General features: G+C 74.6%; 14 protein-coding genes and 1 pseudogene. 8 read left to right on the top strand and 7 right to left on the bottom strand.

What is annotated here, in order from left to right:
- Positions 1-47 precede the first annotated feature (47 nt).
- Complete coding sequence (locus tag O7622_RS20480) at positions 48-641, bottom strand: HD domain-containing protein (RefSeq protein ID WP_282309780.1); 594 nt, start codon at positions 639-641, stop codon at positions 48-50.
- 139 nt (positions 642-780) lie between these two features.
- Between O7622_RS20480 and O7622_RS20475 the strand changes: the two genes are divergently transcribed.
- The 6 genes and pseudogenes from O7622_RS20475 to O7622_RS20450 all read left to right on the top strand — a co-directional run bounded on the left by O7622_RS20475 (position 781) and on the right by O7622_RS20450 (position 5,584).
- The gene (locus tag O7622_RS20475; protein ID WP_282309779.1) at positions 781-1,743 is read left to right on the top strand and encodes an LpqB family beta-propeller domain-containing protein; all 963 of its coding nucleotides are present in this window, start codon (positions 781-783) and stop codon (positions 1,741-1,743) included.
- 112 nt (positions 1,744-1,855) lie between these two features.
- Positions 1,856-2,632, top strand: coding sequence for a class I SAM-dependent methyltransferase (locus O7622_RS20470; protein WP_282309778.1), 777 nt, complete (start codon positions 1,856-1,858; stop codon positions 2,630-2,632).
- A 55-nt stretch (positions 2,633-2,687) separates the two neighbouring features.
- A complete protein-coding gene (locus O7622_RS20465; RefSeq protein ID WP_282309777.1) occupies positions 2,688-3,689 on the top strand; it encodes a hypothetical protein in 1,002 nt (333 codons plus the stop codon).
- On the top strand, positions 3,686-4,339 hold the full coding sequence (locus O7622_RS20460) for a hypothetical protein (protein ID WP_282309776.1): 654 nt from the start codon (positions 3,686-3,688) through the stop codon (positions 4,337-4,339). Before O7622_RS20465 ends, O7622_RS20460 begins: the two co-directional genes overlap by 4 nt.
- A gap of 15 nt (positions 4,340-4,354) precedes the next feature.
- Positions 4,355-5,257 (top strand): inositol monophosphatase family protein, encoded by a 903-nt coding sequence (locus tag O7622_RS20455; RefSeq protein ID WP_282309775.1) that lies wholly within the window; start codon positions 4,355-4,357, stop codon positions 5,255-5,257.
- A 25-nt stretch (positions 5,258-5,282) separates the two neighbouring features.
- Positions 5,283-5,584 (top strand): annotated as a pseudogene (locus tag O7622_RS20450) (VOC family protein).
- 14 nt (positions 5,585-5,598) lie between these two features.
- Here O7622_RS20450 and O7622_RS20445 read toward each other — a convergent pair.
- A complete protein-coding gene (locus tag O7622_RS20445; RefSeq protein ID WP_282309774.1) occupies positions 5,599-6,375 on the bottom strand; it encodes an SDR family oxidoreductase in 777 nt (258 codons plus the stop codon).
- A 139-nt stretch (positions 6,376-6,514) separates the two neighbouring features.
- Here O7622_RS20445 and sigJ point away from each other — a divergent pair, with 139 nt between their 5' ends.
- Complete coding sequence (sigJ, locus tag O7622_RS20440) at positions 6,515-7,381, top strand: RNA polymerase sigma factor SigJ (protein WP_282309773.1); 867 nt, start codon at positions 6,515-6,517, stop codon at positions 7,379-7,381.
- 18 nt (positions 7,382-7,399) lie between these two features.
- Here the strand turns inward: sigJ and O7622_RS20435 are convergent, their stop codons facing one another.
- The 3 genes from O7622_RS20435 to O7622_RS20425 are packed head-to-tail and all read right to left on the bottom strand — an operon-like array spanning position 7,400 to position 9,685.
- On the bottom strand, positions 7,400-8,299 hold the full coding sequence (locus tag O7622_RS20435; RefSeq protein ID WP_282309772.1) for a GNAT family N-acetyltransferase: 900 nt from the start codon (positions 8,297-8,299) through the stop codon (positions 7,400-7,402).
- On the bottom strand, positions 8,296-8,442 hold the full coding sequence (locus O7622_RS20430; protein WP_282309771.1) for a hypothetical protein: 147 nt from the start codon (positions 8,440-8,442) through the stop codon (positions 8,296-8,298). The genes O7622_RS20435 and O7622_RS20430 overlap by 4 nt, the downstream gene beginning before the upstream one ends.
- Positions 8,443-8,452: 10 nt before the next feature.
- Complete coding sequence (locus tag O7622_RS20425) at positions 8,453-9,685, bottom strand: SLC13 family permease (protein ID WP_282309770.1); 1,233 nt, start codon at positions 9,683-9,685, stop codon at positions 8,453-8,455.
- Positions 9,686-9,793: 108 nt separating this feature from the next.
- On the opposite strand from O7622_RS20425, the gene O7622_RS20420 reads away from it, so the two are divergent.
- Entirely contained in the window at positions 9,794-15,568 is a 5,775-nt protein-coding gene (locus O7622_RS20420) for a TIR domain-containing protein (protein ID WP_282309769.1), read from the top strand.
- Between the two features lie 79 nt (positions 15,569-15,647).
- On the opposite strand, the gene O7622_RS20415 is transcribed toward O7622_RS20420, so the two are convergent.
- Both O7622_RS20415 and O7622_RS20410 read right to left on the bottom strand, forming a co-directional pair.
- Positions 15,648-16,295, bottom strand: coding sequence for a GNAT family N-acetyltransferase (locus O7622_RS20415; RefSeq protein WP_282309768.1), 648 nt, complete (start codon positions 16,293-16,295; stop codon positions 15,648-15,650).
- Between the two features lie 253 nt (positions 16,296-16,548).
- Positions 16,549-17,784, bottom strand: coding sequence for a family 16 glycosylhydrolase (locus tag O7622_RS20410; protein WP_282309767.1), 1,236 nt, complete (start codon positions 17,782-17,784; stop codon positions 16,549-16,551).
- Positions 17,785-17,852: the final 68 nt, after the last annotated feature.

Raw genomic sequence — 17,852 nt, 5'->3', positions numbered from 1 at the left:
TAAGACCGCCCAGGTGCGCCGGACTCATCGCCGCCGTCGCTCCGGCGTCAGTCGTACACCGGATGCCCGGCCTGGAACGCCAGCCGGCGGTCCGCGTCGGCGGCCAGCTCGGCGAGCACGTCGTCGAGGTCCAGGAACGTCTGCCAGCGCTCCTGGCCGGTGATGCCGGCGAGCCGGTCGACCACGAGCTGCTCCAGGTCGGTGACCCGGCGGCCCTTCCACACCTTGTCGGCGAGGCTGACCATCAGGTCCTCCAACTGCACGCCGGGGGAGTGCCAGGCGGCGTGGGTGACGGCGAAACGGGCCCGCTCCTCCGGTACGCCGAAGCGCAGCAGCAGCCGGTAGCCCGCCTCCTCGTGCGCCGACCCGGGGCCGGTCAGCTCGCCGGGATGCTCGACCTTGCCGAGGTCGTGCACCGCGGCGCCGAACAGCACCGCCTGTCTGTCGAACGGCACCGCGCCGAACCGGTCGGCGAACGCGGCTGTCAGGTGCCAGGCGACGTCGTGCACCAGCCGCAGGTGCGCGCCGAGGCGCGGCGGGGCGGCCAGCGCGGCCAGCAGCTCGACCGCCACGCCGGGCAGCGGGAGCAGCGGCGGGTCGCCCGGTTCGGTGAGGGCGCGGCGCAGCGAGTCGGAGGTCATCGGGGCGAGCGTACCGGGCCGCCGCGGCCTCACCGGCGGTGATGGACGAGCAGCCGAGCGTGAAGCGGCCGCTCGTCCGATTCCGGTGCGTCGATCCACTCGGGAGGGTGGGTGCCACGTCTCTCACGGGGGTTGTCGAATGACCGCACTGAATCGTCGTGCCCTGCTGCGCACCGCCGCGCTGGCCGGGCTCGCCGCCGCGACCGGGGTGGCCGCCGCGCCCCACGCCGCGTCCGCCGCGCCCGCGTCCGCCGCCGACGTGGTGAACGGGTCGTGGCTGGTCAGCGTCGGATGGGGTGTGCTCCAGGTCGACCCGGGCCGCACCACGCCGCGGGAGCTGCTGCCGAACGGGGACCACGCGAAGTCCTCGCCGGACGGCAGGTACGTGGCCTGGGTCAACACGGCCCGCTCGGGCGACGGCACGCTGGAGCCGTTCGTGGCGGTGTACGACCGGGTCACCGGCCAGAAGCGCACGCTGCTCGCCGACCCGTTCGGTGTCCGCTACGGCGCGCCGACGTGGTCACCGGACGGTACTGAGATCGCGCTCGTCACCGGGCCGGACAACGACCGGCTGATCGCTGTGGACGTGGCCACCGGCACGACCCGCGTGCTGGTCGAGGGGCACTCCATGACCGACCCGGACTGGTCCCGGGACGGTTCGATGATCGTCGTGCGGTGGCGCAGCCGTTCGCAGGGCTGGCAACTGCGGGTGCTGGAACTCGCGACCGGCGCGGTGCGGCCGGTCTACACGCCGGTGGCGGGCGAGACGTTCATCTCGCCGGTCTTCATGCCCGACTCCGGGCGCGTGGTCTTCTGCACGAACCGCTGGCACCTGGACCGCGCGGTCGACAACCAGTCGCTGGCGTCGGTGCGGATCGGCGGCACCGGGCTGAAGAAGCTCACCGACGAGCCCCGGTTCTACCTGTCGCCGGTGTTCTCCCCGGACGGCCGCTACTGCGCCGCGCTGTCGATCCCGCCGGAGAACGAGTACCCCGACGGCGGCAACATCATCGTGTCCACCAGCGGCTTCGGCGAGCAGTGGTGGATCCCCGGCGACGAGTACGACGACAGCACCCGGCTGGACTGGGCGCGGGCGATCTGACGTAGCGCCGCGCGCACATCCGGTGGGCCGGATGTGCGCGCCGCCGGGCGTAACCGGTGCGAGGCTTGGGGCGGACGCCGCCGAAGGGGCCGGCGTCCGCTGTGGAGGGGTGATGGCCGAGCCGCCGACCGGGACGTCGTCGCACCGCGCGCAGGCGCACGGCAGGCACGCCAACCACCGCCGCTACCACGACGGCGCCGAGGTCGACGGGTACGTCGACGACCCGTACCACCGGGTGCGCCGCGCGGTCGCGGCCCGGCTGATGGCCGAGGGGGTGACCCGACGCGGGCCGGTGCTGGAACTGGGCTGCGGGCCGCGCGGCATGCTCGACCCGGCCGCGCTGCCCGGCCCGGTGGTGCTCGCCGACACGGCCGAGACGGCGCTGCGCACGGCCCGCGCGGCGGCCGGCGGACGGGTGCTGCCGGTCCGTCTGGACGCCACCCGCGGGCTGCCGTTCCGGGCCGGCAGCTTCGCCGGCCTGCTCGCCGGGGAGCTGATCGAGCACGTGTACGACCCGCTGGCGCTGCTGCGGGAGTGCCACCGGGTGCTGGCGCCCGACGGCCTGCTGGTGCTCACCACCCCGAACCTGGCGCCGGTGCAGGACCGGCTGGCGTTCCTCGCCGGCCGGGCGCCGCGTCAGGTCGATCCGCTGCACCCGTACCTGTGGCTGCACATCCGCCCGTTCACCGCCTCGCTGCTGCGCCGGACGCTGCGCCGGGCCGGGTTCACACCGGTGGCATTGCGGTCCAACGAGGTCGGCTGGCGGCTGCCGGGCGGCCGGTGGGTGGCCTCGCGGCGGCTGGCCCGTGCCGCACCGGGGCTCGGCGGTTCGCTGATCTGCGCCGCCCGCCGGCACGGCGCACCGCCACCACAGCAGAACAGGGCGTGATGGCGACATTGACAGCGGGCTATCATGGGGGTTCCGTCGTCGACCGGGGGATGTCATGACGCGCCTGCTCGCCTGGGTCGTGACCAATCTCGACGCGTTCATCGGCCTCGTCCTGGCGCTCACGGTGTCCGTGCTCGGCCTCACCAACGCGGTCGACCAGGAGGTCGTCAACAGCGCGATCCTGCTGGTCCTGGGCCTGCTCGCGCAGGCGATGCTGCGGGACCGGCTGCGCCGGCGCACCACCGAGCGGGAGGTCCGCCAGGTCATCTCGGACACCCGTGACCGGCTGACCGACCTCGTGCCGCAGATGCAGGAGATCACCGGGCCGGAGGGTGCGCTGAACCGGGCCCGTGAGGCCATCGACAGCGTCTCCATGGTGCGCGTGCTGCACGGCAGCGAGGTCGGGCAGGCGCTCGCCGAGGCGCGGCGGCACACCGACCAGTGGAGCTTCAAGGGTGGCACCGGCACCTTCCTGCGCGCGGTCACGCTGCCGGACTGCCTGGAACACGCCCGGCGCCGCAACGCCACGCTCACCGTCGCGATCGAGATCATCGACCCGACCGACGAGGAGGTCTGCGAGCGGTACGCGAGGTTCCGGCGCAGCCTCGACCCGGACGCGCCGGGCGAGCCGTGGACCGTCGACCGCACCCGCAAGGAGTCGTACGCGACGGTGCTGGCCGCCTGCTGGCACCTGCAACGCTCCGGCCTGCTGACCGTCGACGTCCGGCTCTCCGCGCAGATGACCACGTTCCGCTACGACCTCTCCTCCTCCTGCGTCGTCATCACACAGGAGAACCCGCAGACGCCCGCGCTGCGCATCGACCGCGGCGAGGTCTACTACAACCGTTTCAACATCGAGCTGGACTACAGCCGCCGGCAGAGCCGGCGCGTGCCGATCGAGGCGTCGGCCCAGGTCAAGCTCGACGACGAGCCGTCGGTCGAGCAGGTACGGCGGTTGTTCACCGCCCTCGGCCTGACGCTGCCCCGGTCCTTCGGCGACCGCGAGGTCGCCGACATCATCGGCAAGGCCGTCCAGGCGAGGAACCCCTACTCATGACCAGTTACGCCGACCTCGAACGGGAGATCGACCGGGGCACCCGGCCGGAGATGCTGCGCGGCTGGGTGCTGGACGTGCTCGGCGACGTCGCCGACGGGCGGCGGCCGCTGCGCGCGGTCCGGCACCCGCTCGGCTTCACCTGCCTGCCGGTGGAACGCGACGGCCCGGACGGCATCTGCGTGCACGCCTGGCCGGCCGACCCGCCGCCGGTGCGCCCGACCACCTCCACCATGCACTCGCACAGCTGGGACCTGCTCAGCCACGTGCTGCACGGCACCGTCCGCAACGAGCTGATCGAGGTCGACGACGCGCCGGCCGACCCGGCCTGGCGGATCTACGAGGTGCACAGCCTCGGCGAGGTGGACGAGGTGGCCGCCACCGACCGGCTGGTCACCGCGATCACCGCGACGGTGGAGACGCACTCCGCGGGCGACTCGTACGCGCTGCGCGCCGGCGGTTTCCACACCTCGGAGGTCGACGCCGGTGAGCCGGCGGTGACAGTGGCGCTCGGCCGGACCACTCCCGGCGCGTGCGACCTGAGCCTCGGCGCGGTGGACGGGCGCAGCCACCGGGTACGCCGGGACCGCTGCGACGCGGCGGCGACCGCGCGGATGGCGCGGGAGATCGCGCGACTGGTGGCACGGGGCTGACTGGCTGGAGGAGCCATGGACGTGGAGCCGAACAGAGGCGGGCCCGACCTGCGCGACGCGCACCGGTTCGCGGTGGAGGCAGCGCAGGCGGCGGGCCGCCTGCTGCGCCGGGGCACCCGGGGAGAGGTGCACGCCCGGGCCAAGAACACCACCGGTGACCTGGTGACCGACCTCGACCTGGCCGCCGAGCGGCTGATCGTCGACCGGATCCGGGCCCGCTGGCCGGAGCACGGCGTGATCGCCGAGGAGGGCGGCGAGTACGCCCCGGACACCGCGTGGGCGTGGCTCGTCGACCCGCTCGACGGCACCAACAACGTGGCGATCGGGCTGCCCGCGTACGTGGTCGGCATCGCCCTCTGCGACAACGGCTCGCCGGTGCTCGGCGTGGTGCACGACCCGGTCGCGGGCCGTACCTGGTCGGCGGTGCGCGGCCGGGGCGCGTTCGTGCACGCGTCCGGCCCGGCCGCGCGGCCGCTGCGCGCCGCGCAGCGCCCGGTGCCGTCCGCGCCGGTGCTGGCCTGGACCCAGGGGCACGAGGTACGCCGGGACGACAGCACCGCCCGGGCGCTGAAGGTGGTGCTGGACACCAGCGCGCGCCGGGTGCTGCAACTGTGGGCGCCGCTGCTGTCCTGGGTGATGCTGGCCCGCGGCGACATCGACGGCATCGTCGGCTACCGCCCCGAGGCGGTCGACCTGCCGGCCGGGATGCTGCTCGCCGCCGAGGCCGGCATGGCGGTCCGCGCGCTCGACGGCGGCACGTTCGACGACCGGTACGGCTGCCCGGCCGACCGGCGCAGCTTCGTGGCCGGGCCGCCGGAGACCATCGACCGGCTGGTCAAACTGGTCACCGCGGCACAGTGGATCGAGCCGCAGGTGCGCCGACTCACCCCGGTCGGCCTCGGCTCGGTCGGCTGGTGAACCGGGGTCCGCTAGCCTTGGCGGGATGGCCGTCAGACAGCTCAGGATCGGGCTCCGGGTCCGCGACCTGGACCGCACCGCCACGGGCACCACGACGCGCAGCGGGAACGCGCGGTCAAGGCCGGGCCGCCCGGGCTCGGTGTCGTCCTCACCGTGCCCGCCGCCGACCTGGACGCGACGTACGCGCTGTGGCGCGACGAGGGGCTGCCGGTGACGCTGGAGCCGGAGGACGTGGGCTGGGCGCGGATCTTCTACGGGCTCGACCCGGACGGCTACGAGGGCATGTTCGAGCAGTTCCGTCCGCCGTCGCGCGCCGCCGACGCCTGACGCGCCGCGACCGGTCAGGCGACCGGCCGCGACGGCGCCCGTGCGGCCAGGAAATCGCTCCAGGTCCGCACGCCCCTCGCCGCGCCGGGCCGGGCGAGGTTCGCCCCGTCCCGGTACGCCCGGCCGGCCCGCCCGGGGATGCGTACCGGCAGGCGTGCCCGGCGCCTCCCGGTGGCGGCCAGGTAGCCGGTCAGCAACTCGCCGATGCCGTACGTGCCCGGCCCGGCCAGGTCCGGCACCAGCCCGGCCGGTGCGCCCAGCGTCAGCTCGGCCAGCCGGGCCGCCACCTCGGCGGCGTCGACCGGCTGCGACCGAAGCCCGCCCGGCACCGGCACCACCGGCAGCCGGGTCATCGCCGTCAGCATGGTCAGCACCAGGTCGTGCACCTGCGCGGCGCGCAGCACCGTCCACGGGACGCCGGAGTCCACCACCGCACGCTCGGCGTCGAGCTTGGACCGGATCCAGGCCAGCGGCACCCGGTCGGCACCGGTCACCGAGATGTGCACCAGGTGCGCCACACCGGCCCGGTGCGCGGCGCGGGCCAGGTGGGCGGTGGCGCTGTCGTCGCCCTTCGCGCCGCCGGCCAGGTGCAGCACCGTGGACACCCCGCGCAGGGCGGGGCCGAGGTCGGCGCCGGTGAGCAGGTCGGCTGTCACGTGGGTGACGCCGTCGCCGGACCGCCCGCCGCGCCGGCTGAGCACTCGCACCGGGTGCCCGGCGGCGCGCAGCAGCGGTACGACGTGCCGGCCGATCGTGCCGGTGCCGCCGGTGACCAGGATCTGTGGGTTCATCGTCTCGCCTTCCGTCGCCTGTGCTGCCACGTCGACCCGCGCCGGCCTGCCGACGTGACGGATGTGACACCCGTCACCTCTGGTCACACCGGTGACCCGGCGCGGGTCGGGACGGTGTGCGGGAGAGGAGGCTCAGGTGATGGACACCGGCTTGGTGGAACGGTTCGAGCGGGAGCGGCCGAGGCTGCGCGCGGTGGCGTACCGGCTGCTCGGGTCGCTCACCGACGCCGAGGACGCGGTGCAGGAGACCTGGCTGCGGTTGTCCCGTACCGACCCGGCCACGGTGGACAACCTGGACGCCTGGCTCACCACTGTGGTCGCCCGGGTCGGCCTCAACACGCTGCGGTCCCGCGCCGCCCGCCGGGAGGACCCCCTCGACGTACGCCTGCCCGACCCCGTGGTGGACACCGGCGCCGACGACCCGGCGCACGCCGCAGTGCTCGCCGACTCGGTGGGGCTGGCGCTGCTCGTGGTGCTGGACACGCTGACCCCGGCCGAGCGGCTCGCGTTCGTGCTGCACGACATGTTCGGCGTGCCGTTCGACGAGATCGGCCCGCTCGTCGACCGCTCACCGGCGGCGGCCCGGCAGCTCGCCAGCCGGGCCCGCCGACGGGTACGCGGACAGGCGCCCACCCCCGATCCCGACCTCACCCGGCAGCGGGCAGTGGTGGACGCCTTCCTCGCCGCCGCCCGCGACGGCGACCTCGACGCGCTGATCGCGGTGCTGCACCCGGACGTGGTGCTGCGTTCCGACGCCGGGACCGCCCACGCCCGCCACACGGTCGTGCTCACCGGCGCGACGACTGTGGCGGCGCAGGCCACCACGTTCGGCCGGCTGTTCCCGCACGCCCGGCCGGTGCTCGTCAACGGCGCCGCCGGGGTGCTGGTGAGCGCCGGGGACCGCCCGCTGTCGGTGATGGCGTTCACCGTCACCGGCGGCCGGATCGCCGCAGTGGACGTGATCGCCGACCCGCGCCGGCTGGCCGCGCTCGGCCTCGCCGGCTGACCGCAGTCGCGGATCGTCTCAGTCGACCAGGACCAGGTTGGCCATGTCGACCACCGGGCGGAAACCGAGCCGGGCGTAGAGGCGGTTCGACACCGGGTTGGCCTGGTCGGTGAACAGGCACACCCGCGCGCCCTCGGCGGTGAGCAGCCGACTGACCTCGGCGACCGCGTTGCCGGCCCAGCCGCGTCCGCGCTGCTCCGGCGGCGTGTAGACCGGCCCGACGCGGGCCACGCCGAACGACGGCGGGTGGGCGGCGGTCAGGTGCACCGGGCGGCCCGACCTGTCGGTCCAGAACCAGACCCGGCCGTCCCGGATCCGGCGCAGCAGCTCGGCGCGGTCGGGCGTCTCGTGAGCACTGGCGCCGCGCGGGCGGCCAGCCTGCTCGTCGGCGTCGGCCGTGAACGCGCCGAACCACGCGGCGACCAGGTCGACGTCGTCGGCGGTGGCCGCCCGCAACGCGCCGGGCACCGGTGCGGGCGGCGTCAGGTGGTCGAGCAGGTGCAGCCGGGTGTGCTGGGCCACCTCGACCCGCCCGCCGTCGAGGCGTGCGATCTCGTCGGCGCAGGCGCGGGCGGCGGGCAGCGCGCCGTTCACCGCGCGGATCCGCTCGCCGCGCCGGTGCCACGCTCCGGCCAGCGCCACCGCTGCCTCCCGCGGCATGGGCAGCAGGAACGGAGGCCGCGGTGGAAACGGCGCGGTACGCATCGCGGCGCCCACCACCGCGCCGGAGGCGTCCCGCACCACGAGCCACCAGACGTCCTCGGGCAGCGCGACGCCCTCGGCGCGGCGGGCCGCCATCCGGTGCGCGATGGTGGCGACCACAGTGCCGACCACCGGGTCGGCGGCCAGGTACGCCCCGGCGGCGGCGAGGAACTCGCCCGGGTCGGTGCAGAAGTGCAGTGTGGGCGCGGCTGTCATGCGGGTACGGTAGCCACCGCCCGGGACCGGGCCGTAGCGTCCTCGACCACCGCGTCGTCGGCGAACAGCGCGAGGTGGGGCCCCTTGTCGGCCTGACCGGCGAGCGCGAAGTAGCGGCGGACGATCTCGGGCGTGTCGCTCATGGTCGCGATGCTAGGCACCGGGACCGACGAGAAGCGCCGTCACGGTGGCGGCGGTGGCGAGCACGGCGAGCGCGGCGCTGGTCGCCACGAACCGGCCCAGCGGCACGGCCACCCCGGCGGCCCGGCAGCGCTCGTACCAGATCAGTGTCGCCAGCGACGCCCACGGCGTGGCCAGCGGACCCACGTTCGTGCCGATCAGCAGCGCCAGCAGCTGGGTGTGCCGGTCGGCCGCGATCACCGCCTCGCCGGCCAGGTACGCGGGCAGGTTGTTCACCGCGTTGCTGAACAGCGCGCCGACAGCGCCCGCCCGCAGTGCCCCCTCCGCGCCCGGGTCGGCGCCGATGAGCGTGCCCATCACCGTGTCCAGGCCGAACCGGCCGATGGTCTGCACCACCAGGAACAGCCCGGTCACGAACACCAGCAGCCGCCACGGCACCAGCGCCGGCCGCAGCCGGTGCCGGGCCCGGACCGCGAAGCCGGCGACCAGGATCGCGGCGGCCACCCCGGAGGCGATGCCGATCTCCACCCCGGCCAGGATCCCGGCGACGAACAGCAGGCAGGCGGCGAGCGCGGTGCGGTAGAGCACCCGGTCCGGCGGCACGTACGGCGGCGGCGGGACGAACGGGTCGGCCCCGGCGCGCGCCGGACGCCAGTACCACCACCACAGCAGCAGCGCGGTCACCGCGACGGCGACCAGTTGCGGCCACCACATCCGGGCCGCCCACGGCACCGGGTCCAGGCCGACCCGGTCGCTGGCCAGGATGTTCGTCAGGTTGGACACCGGCAGCAGCAGGCTCGCCGTGTTCGCCAGCCACACGGTGGTCATGGCCAGCGGCGTCGGCGGCACGTTCAGCGCCCGGGCCAGCGCGATCATCACCGGCGTGAGCAGCACCGCCGTGGTGTCCAGGTTGAGCGCGATGGTGGTCACCGAGGCGAAGCCGACGCACAGCCAGAACAGGGCCCGGAAACTGCCCCGCGCGGTCACCGCCACCCGGGTCGCCAGCGCGTCGAACACCCCGGCCACAGCGGTCAGCTCGGCCAGCACGACCACCGTGCCGAGGAAGATCAGGATGGGGATGATCCGCCGCATCGTCGCCTCGGCGTCGGCGCGGGGGAGCAGCCCGGTGAGCACGGACACCGCTCCGAGCACGGCCAGCCCGATCGCGATCCAGTCCAGCACGTGCAGGCGGCCCCAGCGGGAGCGGTCGGGCACGGCGTTCGGCGGATCGCCGGGGGTCTCCACGAGGGATGATCCTCGCACATGCCGACCCGGGCGGAGGAGCCCGACGCGGTCGCGATCCGAGCTGCCGAGGGTGTCGATCTGTTGACCGTCGGTGGCCATAATGACCGTGTGGTTGTAGGCGCGCACCCCACCCGGTCCGACCGCCCCATCGATTTCTTCATCAGCTACTCACCGGCCGACGAACGCTGGGCCACGTGGCTGGCGTGGGAGTTCGAGGCGGCCGGCTATCGCACGCTGTTGCAGGCGTGGGACTTCGTGGCAGGCACCAACTTCATCGACTTCATGGACCGTGGCGTCCGTGAGGCCGAGGTGGTGGTGGCGGTGCTGTCCGAACGCTACCTGCACTCCACGTACGGCAAGCTGGAGTGGCAGGCCGCGCTGCGCGCCGACCCGGACGGCACCGGCAACAAGCTCGTCACGGTACGCGTCGAGGACTGCCCGATCGACGGCCTGCTCGCCACCATCACCTATGTGGACCTGGTCGGCGTGGACGACCCGGTGCAGGCCCGCAACCGGGTGCTCGACCGCATCCGGGAGGCGCTCGACGGCCGGGCCAAGCCGATGCGGCAGCCGGCGTTCCCGCACCACCCGGCCGACCCGCACGGGGTGCTCGCCGCACCGGCCGCCGGAGCGCCCGCGCCCCGCCGCGCCCGGCGTACCCCGATCAACCCGCCGCCGTTCCCGCCCGCCGCGGCGGTGCCACCGACCGCCCGGGACACCGTCACGGTGCTCCAGGTCGCCGGGCCGCGCTTCGGCCGGGGCGTGATCACGCCCGGTGCGCCGGTCACCCCGGGCGAGGTGCAGGAACACCTGATGGGCGACCTCACGCTGCTGATGAACGACGGCGTGCCCCGGCCGGACCTGCTCGTCGTCGCCGGCAACCTCACCGAGTCGGGCAGCCCGCGCGAGTTCTCCGACGCGCTGAGCTTCCTCACCGGCCTGCGGGTGCTGCTCGGGCTGGAACCGCACCGGCTCGTCGTGGTGCCCGGCCCGCGCGACGTGACGATGGCCGCCTGCCGCGCGTACTTCGCCACCTGCGAGGCCGACGACGTCGACCCGCAGCCGCCGTACTGGCCGAAGTGGCGGCACTACGCGCGCCTGTTCGACGACCTCTACCAGGGCCTCGACGACCGGATCTTCGACAGCGAGCAGCCCTGGACGCTGTTCGGCGTGCCGGACCTGCGGGTGGTGGTGGCCGGGCTGAACTCCACCATCGCCATCACCCACCGCGAGGAGGACCGGTACGGCTTCCTCGGCGAGGCGCAGTCCAGCTGGTTCGCCCAGCGGCTGCGCCACTACCAGCAGTCCGGCTGGCTGCGGCTGGGCGCGATGGCGCACGCACCGGGGGCGCGCAGCCCGTACGCCGACGAGGTGCCGCCGGACCCGGTGTCGCTGCGCGACCGGGGCTCGGTCAACCGGCTGGTCGGCCCGATGCTCAACCTGCTGCTCTCCGACGCGGCGCCGTCGGCCCGGGTGGACCCGGTGGTGCCGCTGGCCGCCGCGCCCCGCGACGGCCGGGCGCAGGTGCTGCGGCTGGGCGCGGACGGGATGACCCGCTGGGTGCTCGGCCGCGACGACCGGCTGGACGGCGGCACGGCGACCGCCGTTTCCTGGCCGCACGCCGAGGCCACCTTCGGCGCGTCCGGTCCGGCCCAGGTGCCCGACCCGCGCCGTCCGGTCGCCGTCGAGGGGGCCACCCAGGGCGCGGCGGTGGCCGCCGCGCCGGTCGCACCGGTGCAGCGGCTGCTGGACCGGCTCGCCGAGGTCTGCGAGGCCCGCTACGACCGGGTGGTGGTGCGCCGCGTCGGCACCGACCCGCCGCACCTCTACATCAGCTACCGCTCCGACGGGGTGGTCCGCCAGCAACGCGTCGGCGCGCACGTGGGCACCCCCACCGCCGCCGACGTGGACGTCTTCGCCCGGCGGGTGCACGCCACCGACCCGGACATCGCCTCCGAGCTGGTCTACGACGGCGACCGCGTGCCGCGCGGGCTCGCCGAGGAGGCACAGCGGCGGGGCTTACGTGTGCTGCACCTGACCGAGTTCCAGGGCCTGCTCGACCTGCGCGAGTACGTCGCCGCGCAGACCGCCCGGCTCCAGGCGGACCGGCTCTACCCGCCCGGGCAGTACGTGCCGCAGCGCTACCGCCACCTCGTCGGCGCCGACCAGCGCGTCCGCGACGACGTGGTGGACGAGCTGCTGGAGACCGTCTCCGCGCCGGACGGCCGGTTCGTGCTGGTGCTCGGCGACTTCGGCCGGGGCAAGACGTTCGCGTTGCGGGAGGTGGCCCGCCGGCTGCCCACCGCCGCGCCCGACCTGATCCCGATCCTGGTGGAGCTGCGCGCGCTCGACAAGGCGCACTCCGTGGACGGCCTGGTCGCCGCGCATCTGGCCAACCACGGCGAGCAGGTGATCGACCTCAAGGCGTTCCGCTACATGCTGCGCCAGGGTCGGATCGTGCTGCTGTTCGACGGGTTCGACGAGCTGGTGGCCCGGGTGACCTACGACCGGGCGGCCGACCACCTGGAGACGCTGCTCCAGGCGGCCGAGGGCAACGCGAAGATCGTGGTGAGCAGCCGCACCCAGCACTTCAAGACCAACTCGCAGGTGCTGACCGCGCTCGGCGAGCGGGTCGGCCTGCTGCCGCACCGGCGCGTACTGGCCGTGGAGGACTTCACCCCCGGGCAGATCGAGGCGTTCCTGCGCAACCGGTACGGCGGCGACGAGCGGGCCGCCCGCGAGCGGATGGACCTGCTCGCCGGCGTGAAGGACCTGCTCGGGCTCTCCCGCAACCCGCGCATGCTCGGCTTCATCGCCAACCTGGACGAGGGGCGGCTCGCCGCGGTGGCCGGGGCGGGCGGCACGTTCAGCGCCGCCGCGCTGTACCGGGAGATCCTGGAGTCCTGGCTGGACTTCGAGGAGCGCCGTACCCAGGGCATCCCGGGCGCCCCGGTGAGCCTGCGCCGGCCCGAGCTGTGGCAGGCGGTGAGCCGGCTGGCGTTCCAGCTCTGGGAGAGCGGCGAGGCGTACCTCCGCCTGGCCGAGCTGGCCGAGTCCACCGGCCAGCTCGCCGGGCGGGCCGACTCGCGGCTGTCCGGTCAGCAGGCTGCGCACGCGGTCGGCGCGGGCAGCCTGCTGGTCCGTACCGACGACGGGTTGTTCGGGTTCATCCACACCTCGGTGATGGAGTGGCTCGTCGCCGAGGGGGTGGCCGAGGAGATCAACCGGGGCGAGGAGCCGGGCGCGCTGGCGGTCCGGTCGCTGTCCGCGCTCGCGGTGGAGTTCCTCGGTGACCTCGCCGACCCGGCCCGCTGCACCGCGTGGACCGCCCGGGTACTCGGCGACGAGTCGGCGGGCGAGACGCTGCGCGCCAACGCGCTGCGGCTGTCCGCCCGGCTGCGCCTGCCCGACCGGGCCGACCTGCGCGGCGCGGTGCTGCGCGGCGAGGACCTGTCGCACCGCGAACTCGCCGGGGCCGACCTGACCGGCGCCGACCTGACCGACGCGCGGCTGGTCGCCACGAACCTGACCGAGGCGCGGCTGGAACACGCCCGGCTGCGCGGCGCCCGCCTGGACCAGGCCCGCCTCGCCGGGGCGGACCTGCGCGACGCGGAGATGGCCGGCGCGCGCCTGTTCCGTACCGACCTGCGGGGCGCGCGTGTGGCCGGCAGCAGCTGGCACCGCACCGCGCTGATCGATGTCAGCGCCGACCCGGCGCTGCTGCGCGCCCCGGAACTGCGCGGCGCCGTCGTCGCGCCGGGCCGGCCGGTCGCGCCGGGCCTGGCCCCGCCCGCAGTGGGTGTCGGCTACGGCTTCGAGGTGGGCCGGCTGCCGGTGCCGGTGGCGTACAGCCCGGACGGCGCGGTGCTGGCCGTCGGCACCGACGACGGTGGTGTGCTGCTCTGCGACACGGCGACCGGGCTGCCGGTGCGCACGCTTCAGGGACACCGGTCCCGGGTGTACGCGGTCCGCTACGACGCCGCCTCCCACCAGCTCGTCACCGGCTCGGCCGACCTCACCGTACGGCTGTGGGACGCCGACCACGGCGACGTGCGGCACGTCATCGAGGACGTCTTCACCGGCTGGGTGTGGCCGCTGCTCACCGACGGCCGCCGCGGCCGCCTGGTGGTCGGCGACGCGGCCGGCGTGGTGCGGCTCTACGACACCCGCGGCGCCCGGCTGCGCCACGAGTGGCCCGGCCACTCCGCGCCGATCTGGGGCACCTCGTTCAGCCCCGACGGGCGGCGCGTGATGGTGGCCGACAGCGCCGGCACGGTCCGCGGCTGGGACATCCCCACCGGCCGGCTGGCGTTCGAGGTACGCGAGCCCGAGGTGGTGTACCGGGTGGTGCACTCGCCGGACGGCCGGCTGCTGGCCGCCGTCGGGCAGCACGGCCGCATCTGGATCCGCCGGGCCACCGACGGCGAGCTGCTGCGCGCGCCGCGCGGCCACGAGGCCGACGTGTACGCCCTCGACATCCACCCCGACGGCACGCTGATGGCGACCGGCGACACGCACGGCGCGCTGCGGCTGTGGGAGACCGAGACGGGCCGGCCGGTGCGGGTGCTCGGGCGGCAGCGCGGCGCGATCTACAGCGTCCGGTTCAACGGCGACGGCAGCCTGCTCGCCACCGCCGCCAGCGACGGCGCGATCCAGCTCTGGGACACCGACGACGGGCAGGTGCGGCACGAGCTGACCCGGCACCGCGGCTCGGTCTGGCCGGTGGTCTGGCGGCCGGACCAGAACCAGGTGGCGACCAGCAGCAACGACGGCACGACCCGGCTGTGGGACGTCCGCAGCGGGCAGCTCCAGCACACGCTGCGCGGGCACGGCCGCCGCGTCACCGCGCTGTCCTTCCGCGACGACGGCGAGGTGCTCGCCGCCTGTGGCAACGACGGCGTGATCCGGCTCTGGGAGCCGCGTACCGGCCGCCTGCTGCGGCAGCTCGCCAGCCCGGCCGACCGGCTGCTGTCGGTGGTGTTCTGCCCGGACGAACCGCTGGTGGCCGCTCCCAGCGGCGACGGCGGCGTGCACCTGTGGAACACCGACACCGGCGCCGACGAGCGCGAACTCAACGTGGACACCGATCACGTCTGGGCGGTCGCGTTCAGCCCCGACGGCGACGCCCTCGCGACCGCCAACGACGACGACACGGTACGCCTGTGGTACCGCCGTACCGGCCGGCACTTCGCCACGCTCACCCCGCACCGGGGGCGCGTGCGCACCGTCGCGTTCAGCCCCGACGGCGAGACCATCGCCACCGGCTGCGACGACCAGACGGTACGGCTCTGGGACGCCGCCACCGCCACCTGCCGGCTCACGCTCGAACACCACACCGACCGGGTCTACTCGGTCGGCTTCAACAGCGAGGGCACGCTGCTCGCCAGCGCCGGCAACGACGGCACGGCGGTGGTCTGGGACGCGGCCACCGGCGAGCGGCGGCTGGTGCTCACCGAGCACGACGGCCGGCTCTGGTCCTGCGCGTTCAGCCCGGACGGCAACCTGCTCGCCACCGCCGGCGACGACCTGGTGATCCGGCTCTGGGATCCGGTCACCGGGCGCCTGCACGGCACCCTGGCCGCGCACACCCGTCGCGTCTGGTCGGTGCACTTCAGCCCGGACAGCAGCCTGCTCGCCAGCGCCGGTGACGACGGCACGGTACGGCTGTGGGACGTGGCCGACCCCGAGCACGCCCAGTTGCGGATCACGCTCATCGGCCTCCCGGAGGGGTGGGCGGCGGTCAGCCCGGACGGCCGGTACAAGCTGGACGGCGACCCGGGCGGCCAGTTCTGGCACGTCATCGGCACGTGCCGCTTCGAGGTGGGCGAGCTGGACCCCTACCTGACCCAGGTCCGCCGCCTCTCGGTAGACGCCCCCTTCTGACCCCCGCCCGCCCCGCGCTCCCCGGTGATCAAGGAGTTCGTGTCCGGATCAGACGTCGTCTCCGACACGAACCCCTTGGTCAACTCCGGGCAGGCGGGGGAGGCGGGGCGGCGGGTCCGGTCCAGCGGACCTCGCCGTCGTGCCACACGTCGGTGGGAGCCAGGCCGCAGGCCGTGGCCACCGTGGCCGACGCGCGGTGGCCGGGATGGATGTGGGCCACGAGGGTACGCACACCGCGCCGCACCAGCCAGCCGGCCATCCCACGGGCGGCCTCGGTGGCGATCCCGCGCCCCTGCCACTGTGTTCCCACCACCCAGGCGATCTCCGCGACCGGTCCCGCGGTGGCCGGTGTCGCCTCGTCGAGGTGCCGGTGTCCTACCGCCCGCGCGCCCGCCGTGGCGGCGTCCGTCACCGTCCCGTGTGGCGCGGTGACTGTGGCCTGGACGAAGCCGGCCAGCCGGCCGCCGTCCCGGCACCGGATGACCCAGTTGCACCAGGACTCGGCCGGGTCGGGCGAGCCGGCGACAAGCCGTTCGTAGCGGGCCCGCAACGCCGCCGGGGTGGCGGGCTCGCCGCCGATGAATGTGTGCAGCGCCGGGTCGGCGAGGACGGCGGCCATCTCCTGGGCGTGTTCGACGGCCAGCGGCAGCAGGTTCAGCCGTGCGGTGGGGATCGGTTCCGGCGTGAACCCGCTCATCGACGTCAACGCGCCGGTCGACTCATCCATGATCGCGCTTCCAGGAGTTCGATGACCTGGTCTCGCGGGAGCGAAACGGACCTCACAGTATCCCAGACCGCCCCAAGAAACGCAACGCCACTCTGCCAGCCCTCGGGCAGCCAGCCCCTGGCAGCCAGCCTCGCCGATCTCGCAGTTTGCGCCCGGGTGAATGGGGCACACGGGGCGTCGCTCGGGCCGAAAGTGCAAGATCGCGGGGGAGAAGGGGCGGGCGGGGGTGCCGCCCGCCCCGGAGAGGGGACGGTCAGCGCCGCCACTTCTGGTTGGCGCCGCCGGTGCAGTCCCAGATCTGCAGCCGGGTGCCGTCGGCCGAGCTGGGACCGGTGGCGTCCAGGCACTTGTTGGCCTGGGGGTTGACGATGTCCCCGGCCGCGCTGAACACCCACTTCTGCGCACCGGTGCCGTTGCAGTCGTAGAGCTGCACCTTGGCGCCGCTCGCTGTCGATCCGGCGGCCACGTCGAGGCACTTGCCGAGCGCGCGGACCGAGCCGTCGGCGTTCCAGGTCCAGCGCTGGGCGGCGGTGCCGTTGCACGTCCAGAGCTGCACCGGGGTGCCGTTGGCGGTGCTGGCGCTGGCCACGTCCACGCACTTGTTGCCGTACCCGACGATCTGCCCGCCGGTGCCCCCGCCGCCGTTGTCCCACGCCTGCACCCGGACGTAGTCGACGGTCATGGTCTGCGGGAACGTGGTGTTGCCGTCCGGCGAGCCGGGCCAGTTGCCGCCGACCGCCACGTTCATGATCATGAAGAACGGGTGGTCGAAGACCCAGCGGTTGCCGCCCAGATCGGCGGGCGTCTTGCGGGAGTACGCGACGCCGTCGAGGTACCAGGTGATCGAGTCCGGCGCCCAGTCCACTGTGAACGTGTGGAAGGCGTCGGCGAGCGCCTGGCCGCCTGGTAGCGAGGTGGACGCGCCGACGCTGTTGCCGCCGGAGTAGCCGGGGCCGTGCAGCGTGCCCCAGACGGTCGAGGGCGCGTAGCCGACGTTCTCCATGATGTCGATCTCGCCGCTGCCGGGCCACGGGTTCGTGCCGATGTCGTTGCCGAGCATCCAGAACGCCGGCCACAGCCCCTGGCCGCGGGGGATCTTGATGCGCGCCTCGAACCGCCCGTACGCCTGGGCGAACGTGCCGTTGGTGAGCAGCCGGGCCGAGGTGTACTGGCAGCTTCCGTACCAGCAGGAGTAGCCACCCGGGTTCTCCTTGCGGGCGGTGATGACCAGGTTGCCGTTGCCGTCGAGCGCGGCGTTGCGGGTGCTGTTCGTGTAGTACTGGAGCTCGCTGTTGCCCCAGCCGCCGCCACCGATGTCGTAGCGCCACTTGCTCGCGTCGGGGGCGGAGCCGGCCGGGCCGTTGAAGTCGTCGGACCAGGTGACCGCGCCGGGAGCGGCGGCCGCCGGGGTGCTGGGGACGGCGGCGAGGGCGGCGGTGAGGCCGACGGCTGTCACCGCCAGGGCGGCGAGGGTACGGATAGTGCGCACGGGGCGCCTCCTGCGGGGGTGGTGGCCGTCACCGTCACGGCGGCCGGCCCCGCCCAACGGTTAACAAA

Origin of the sequence: Micromonospora sp. WMMD1076, assembly GCF_029581475.1 — a bacterium.
Classification (GTDB): Bacteria; Actinomycetota; Actinomycetes; order Mycobacteriales; family Micromonosporaceae; genus Micromonospora; species Micromonospora aurantiaca.
The sequence above is the reverse complement of the archived record's forward strand: the minus strand, read 5'-3'. Positions and strand labels throughout refer to the sequence as shown.

Coding starts and splice junctions, on each gene's coding strand:
- O7622_RS20480 (WP_282309780.1), bottom strand. CDS start 641: ATGACCTCCGACTCGCTGCGCCGCGCCCTCACCGAACCGGGCGACCCG.
- O7622_RS20475 (WP_282309779.1), top strand. CDS start 781: ATGACCGCACTGAATCGTCGTGCCCTGCTGCGCACCGCCGCGCTGGCC.
- O7622_RS20470 (WP_282309778.1), top strand. CDS start 1,856: ATGGCCGAGCCGCCGACCGGGACGTCGTCGCACCGCGCGCAGGCGCAC.
- O7622_RS20465 (WP_282309777.1), top strand. CDS start 2,688: ATGACGCGCCTGCTCGCCTGGGTCGTGACCAATCTCGACGCGTTCATC.
- O7622_RS20460 (WP_282309776.1), top strand. CDS start 3,686: ATGACCAGTTACGCCGACCTCGAACGGGAGATCGACCGGGGCACCCGG.
- O7622_RS20455 (WP_282309775.1), top strand. CDS start 4,355: ATGGACGTGGAGCCGAACAGAGGCGGGCCCGACCTGCGCGACGCGCAC.
- O7622_RS20445 (WP_282309774.1), bottom strand. CDS start 6,375: ATGAACCCACAGATCCTGGTCACCGGCGGCACCGGCACGATCGGCCGG.
- sigJ (WP_282309773.1), top strand. CDS start 6,515: ATGGACACCGGCTTGGTGGAACGGTTCGAGCGGGAGCGGCCGAGGCTG.
- O7622_RS20435 (WP_282309772.1), bottom strand. CDS start 8,299: ATGACAGCCGCGCCCACACTGCACTTCTGCACCGACCCGGGCGAGTTC.
- O7622_RS20430 (WP_282309771.1), bottom strand. CDS start 8,442: ATGAGCGACACGCCCGAGATCGTCCGCCGCTACTTCGCGCTCGCCGGT.
- O7622_RS20415 (WP_282309768.1), bottom strand. CDS start 16,295: ATGGATGAGTCGACCGGCGCGTTGACGTCGATGAGCGGGTTCACGCCG.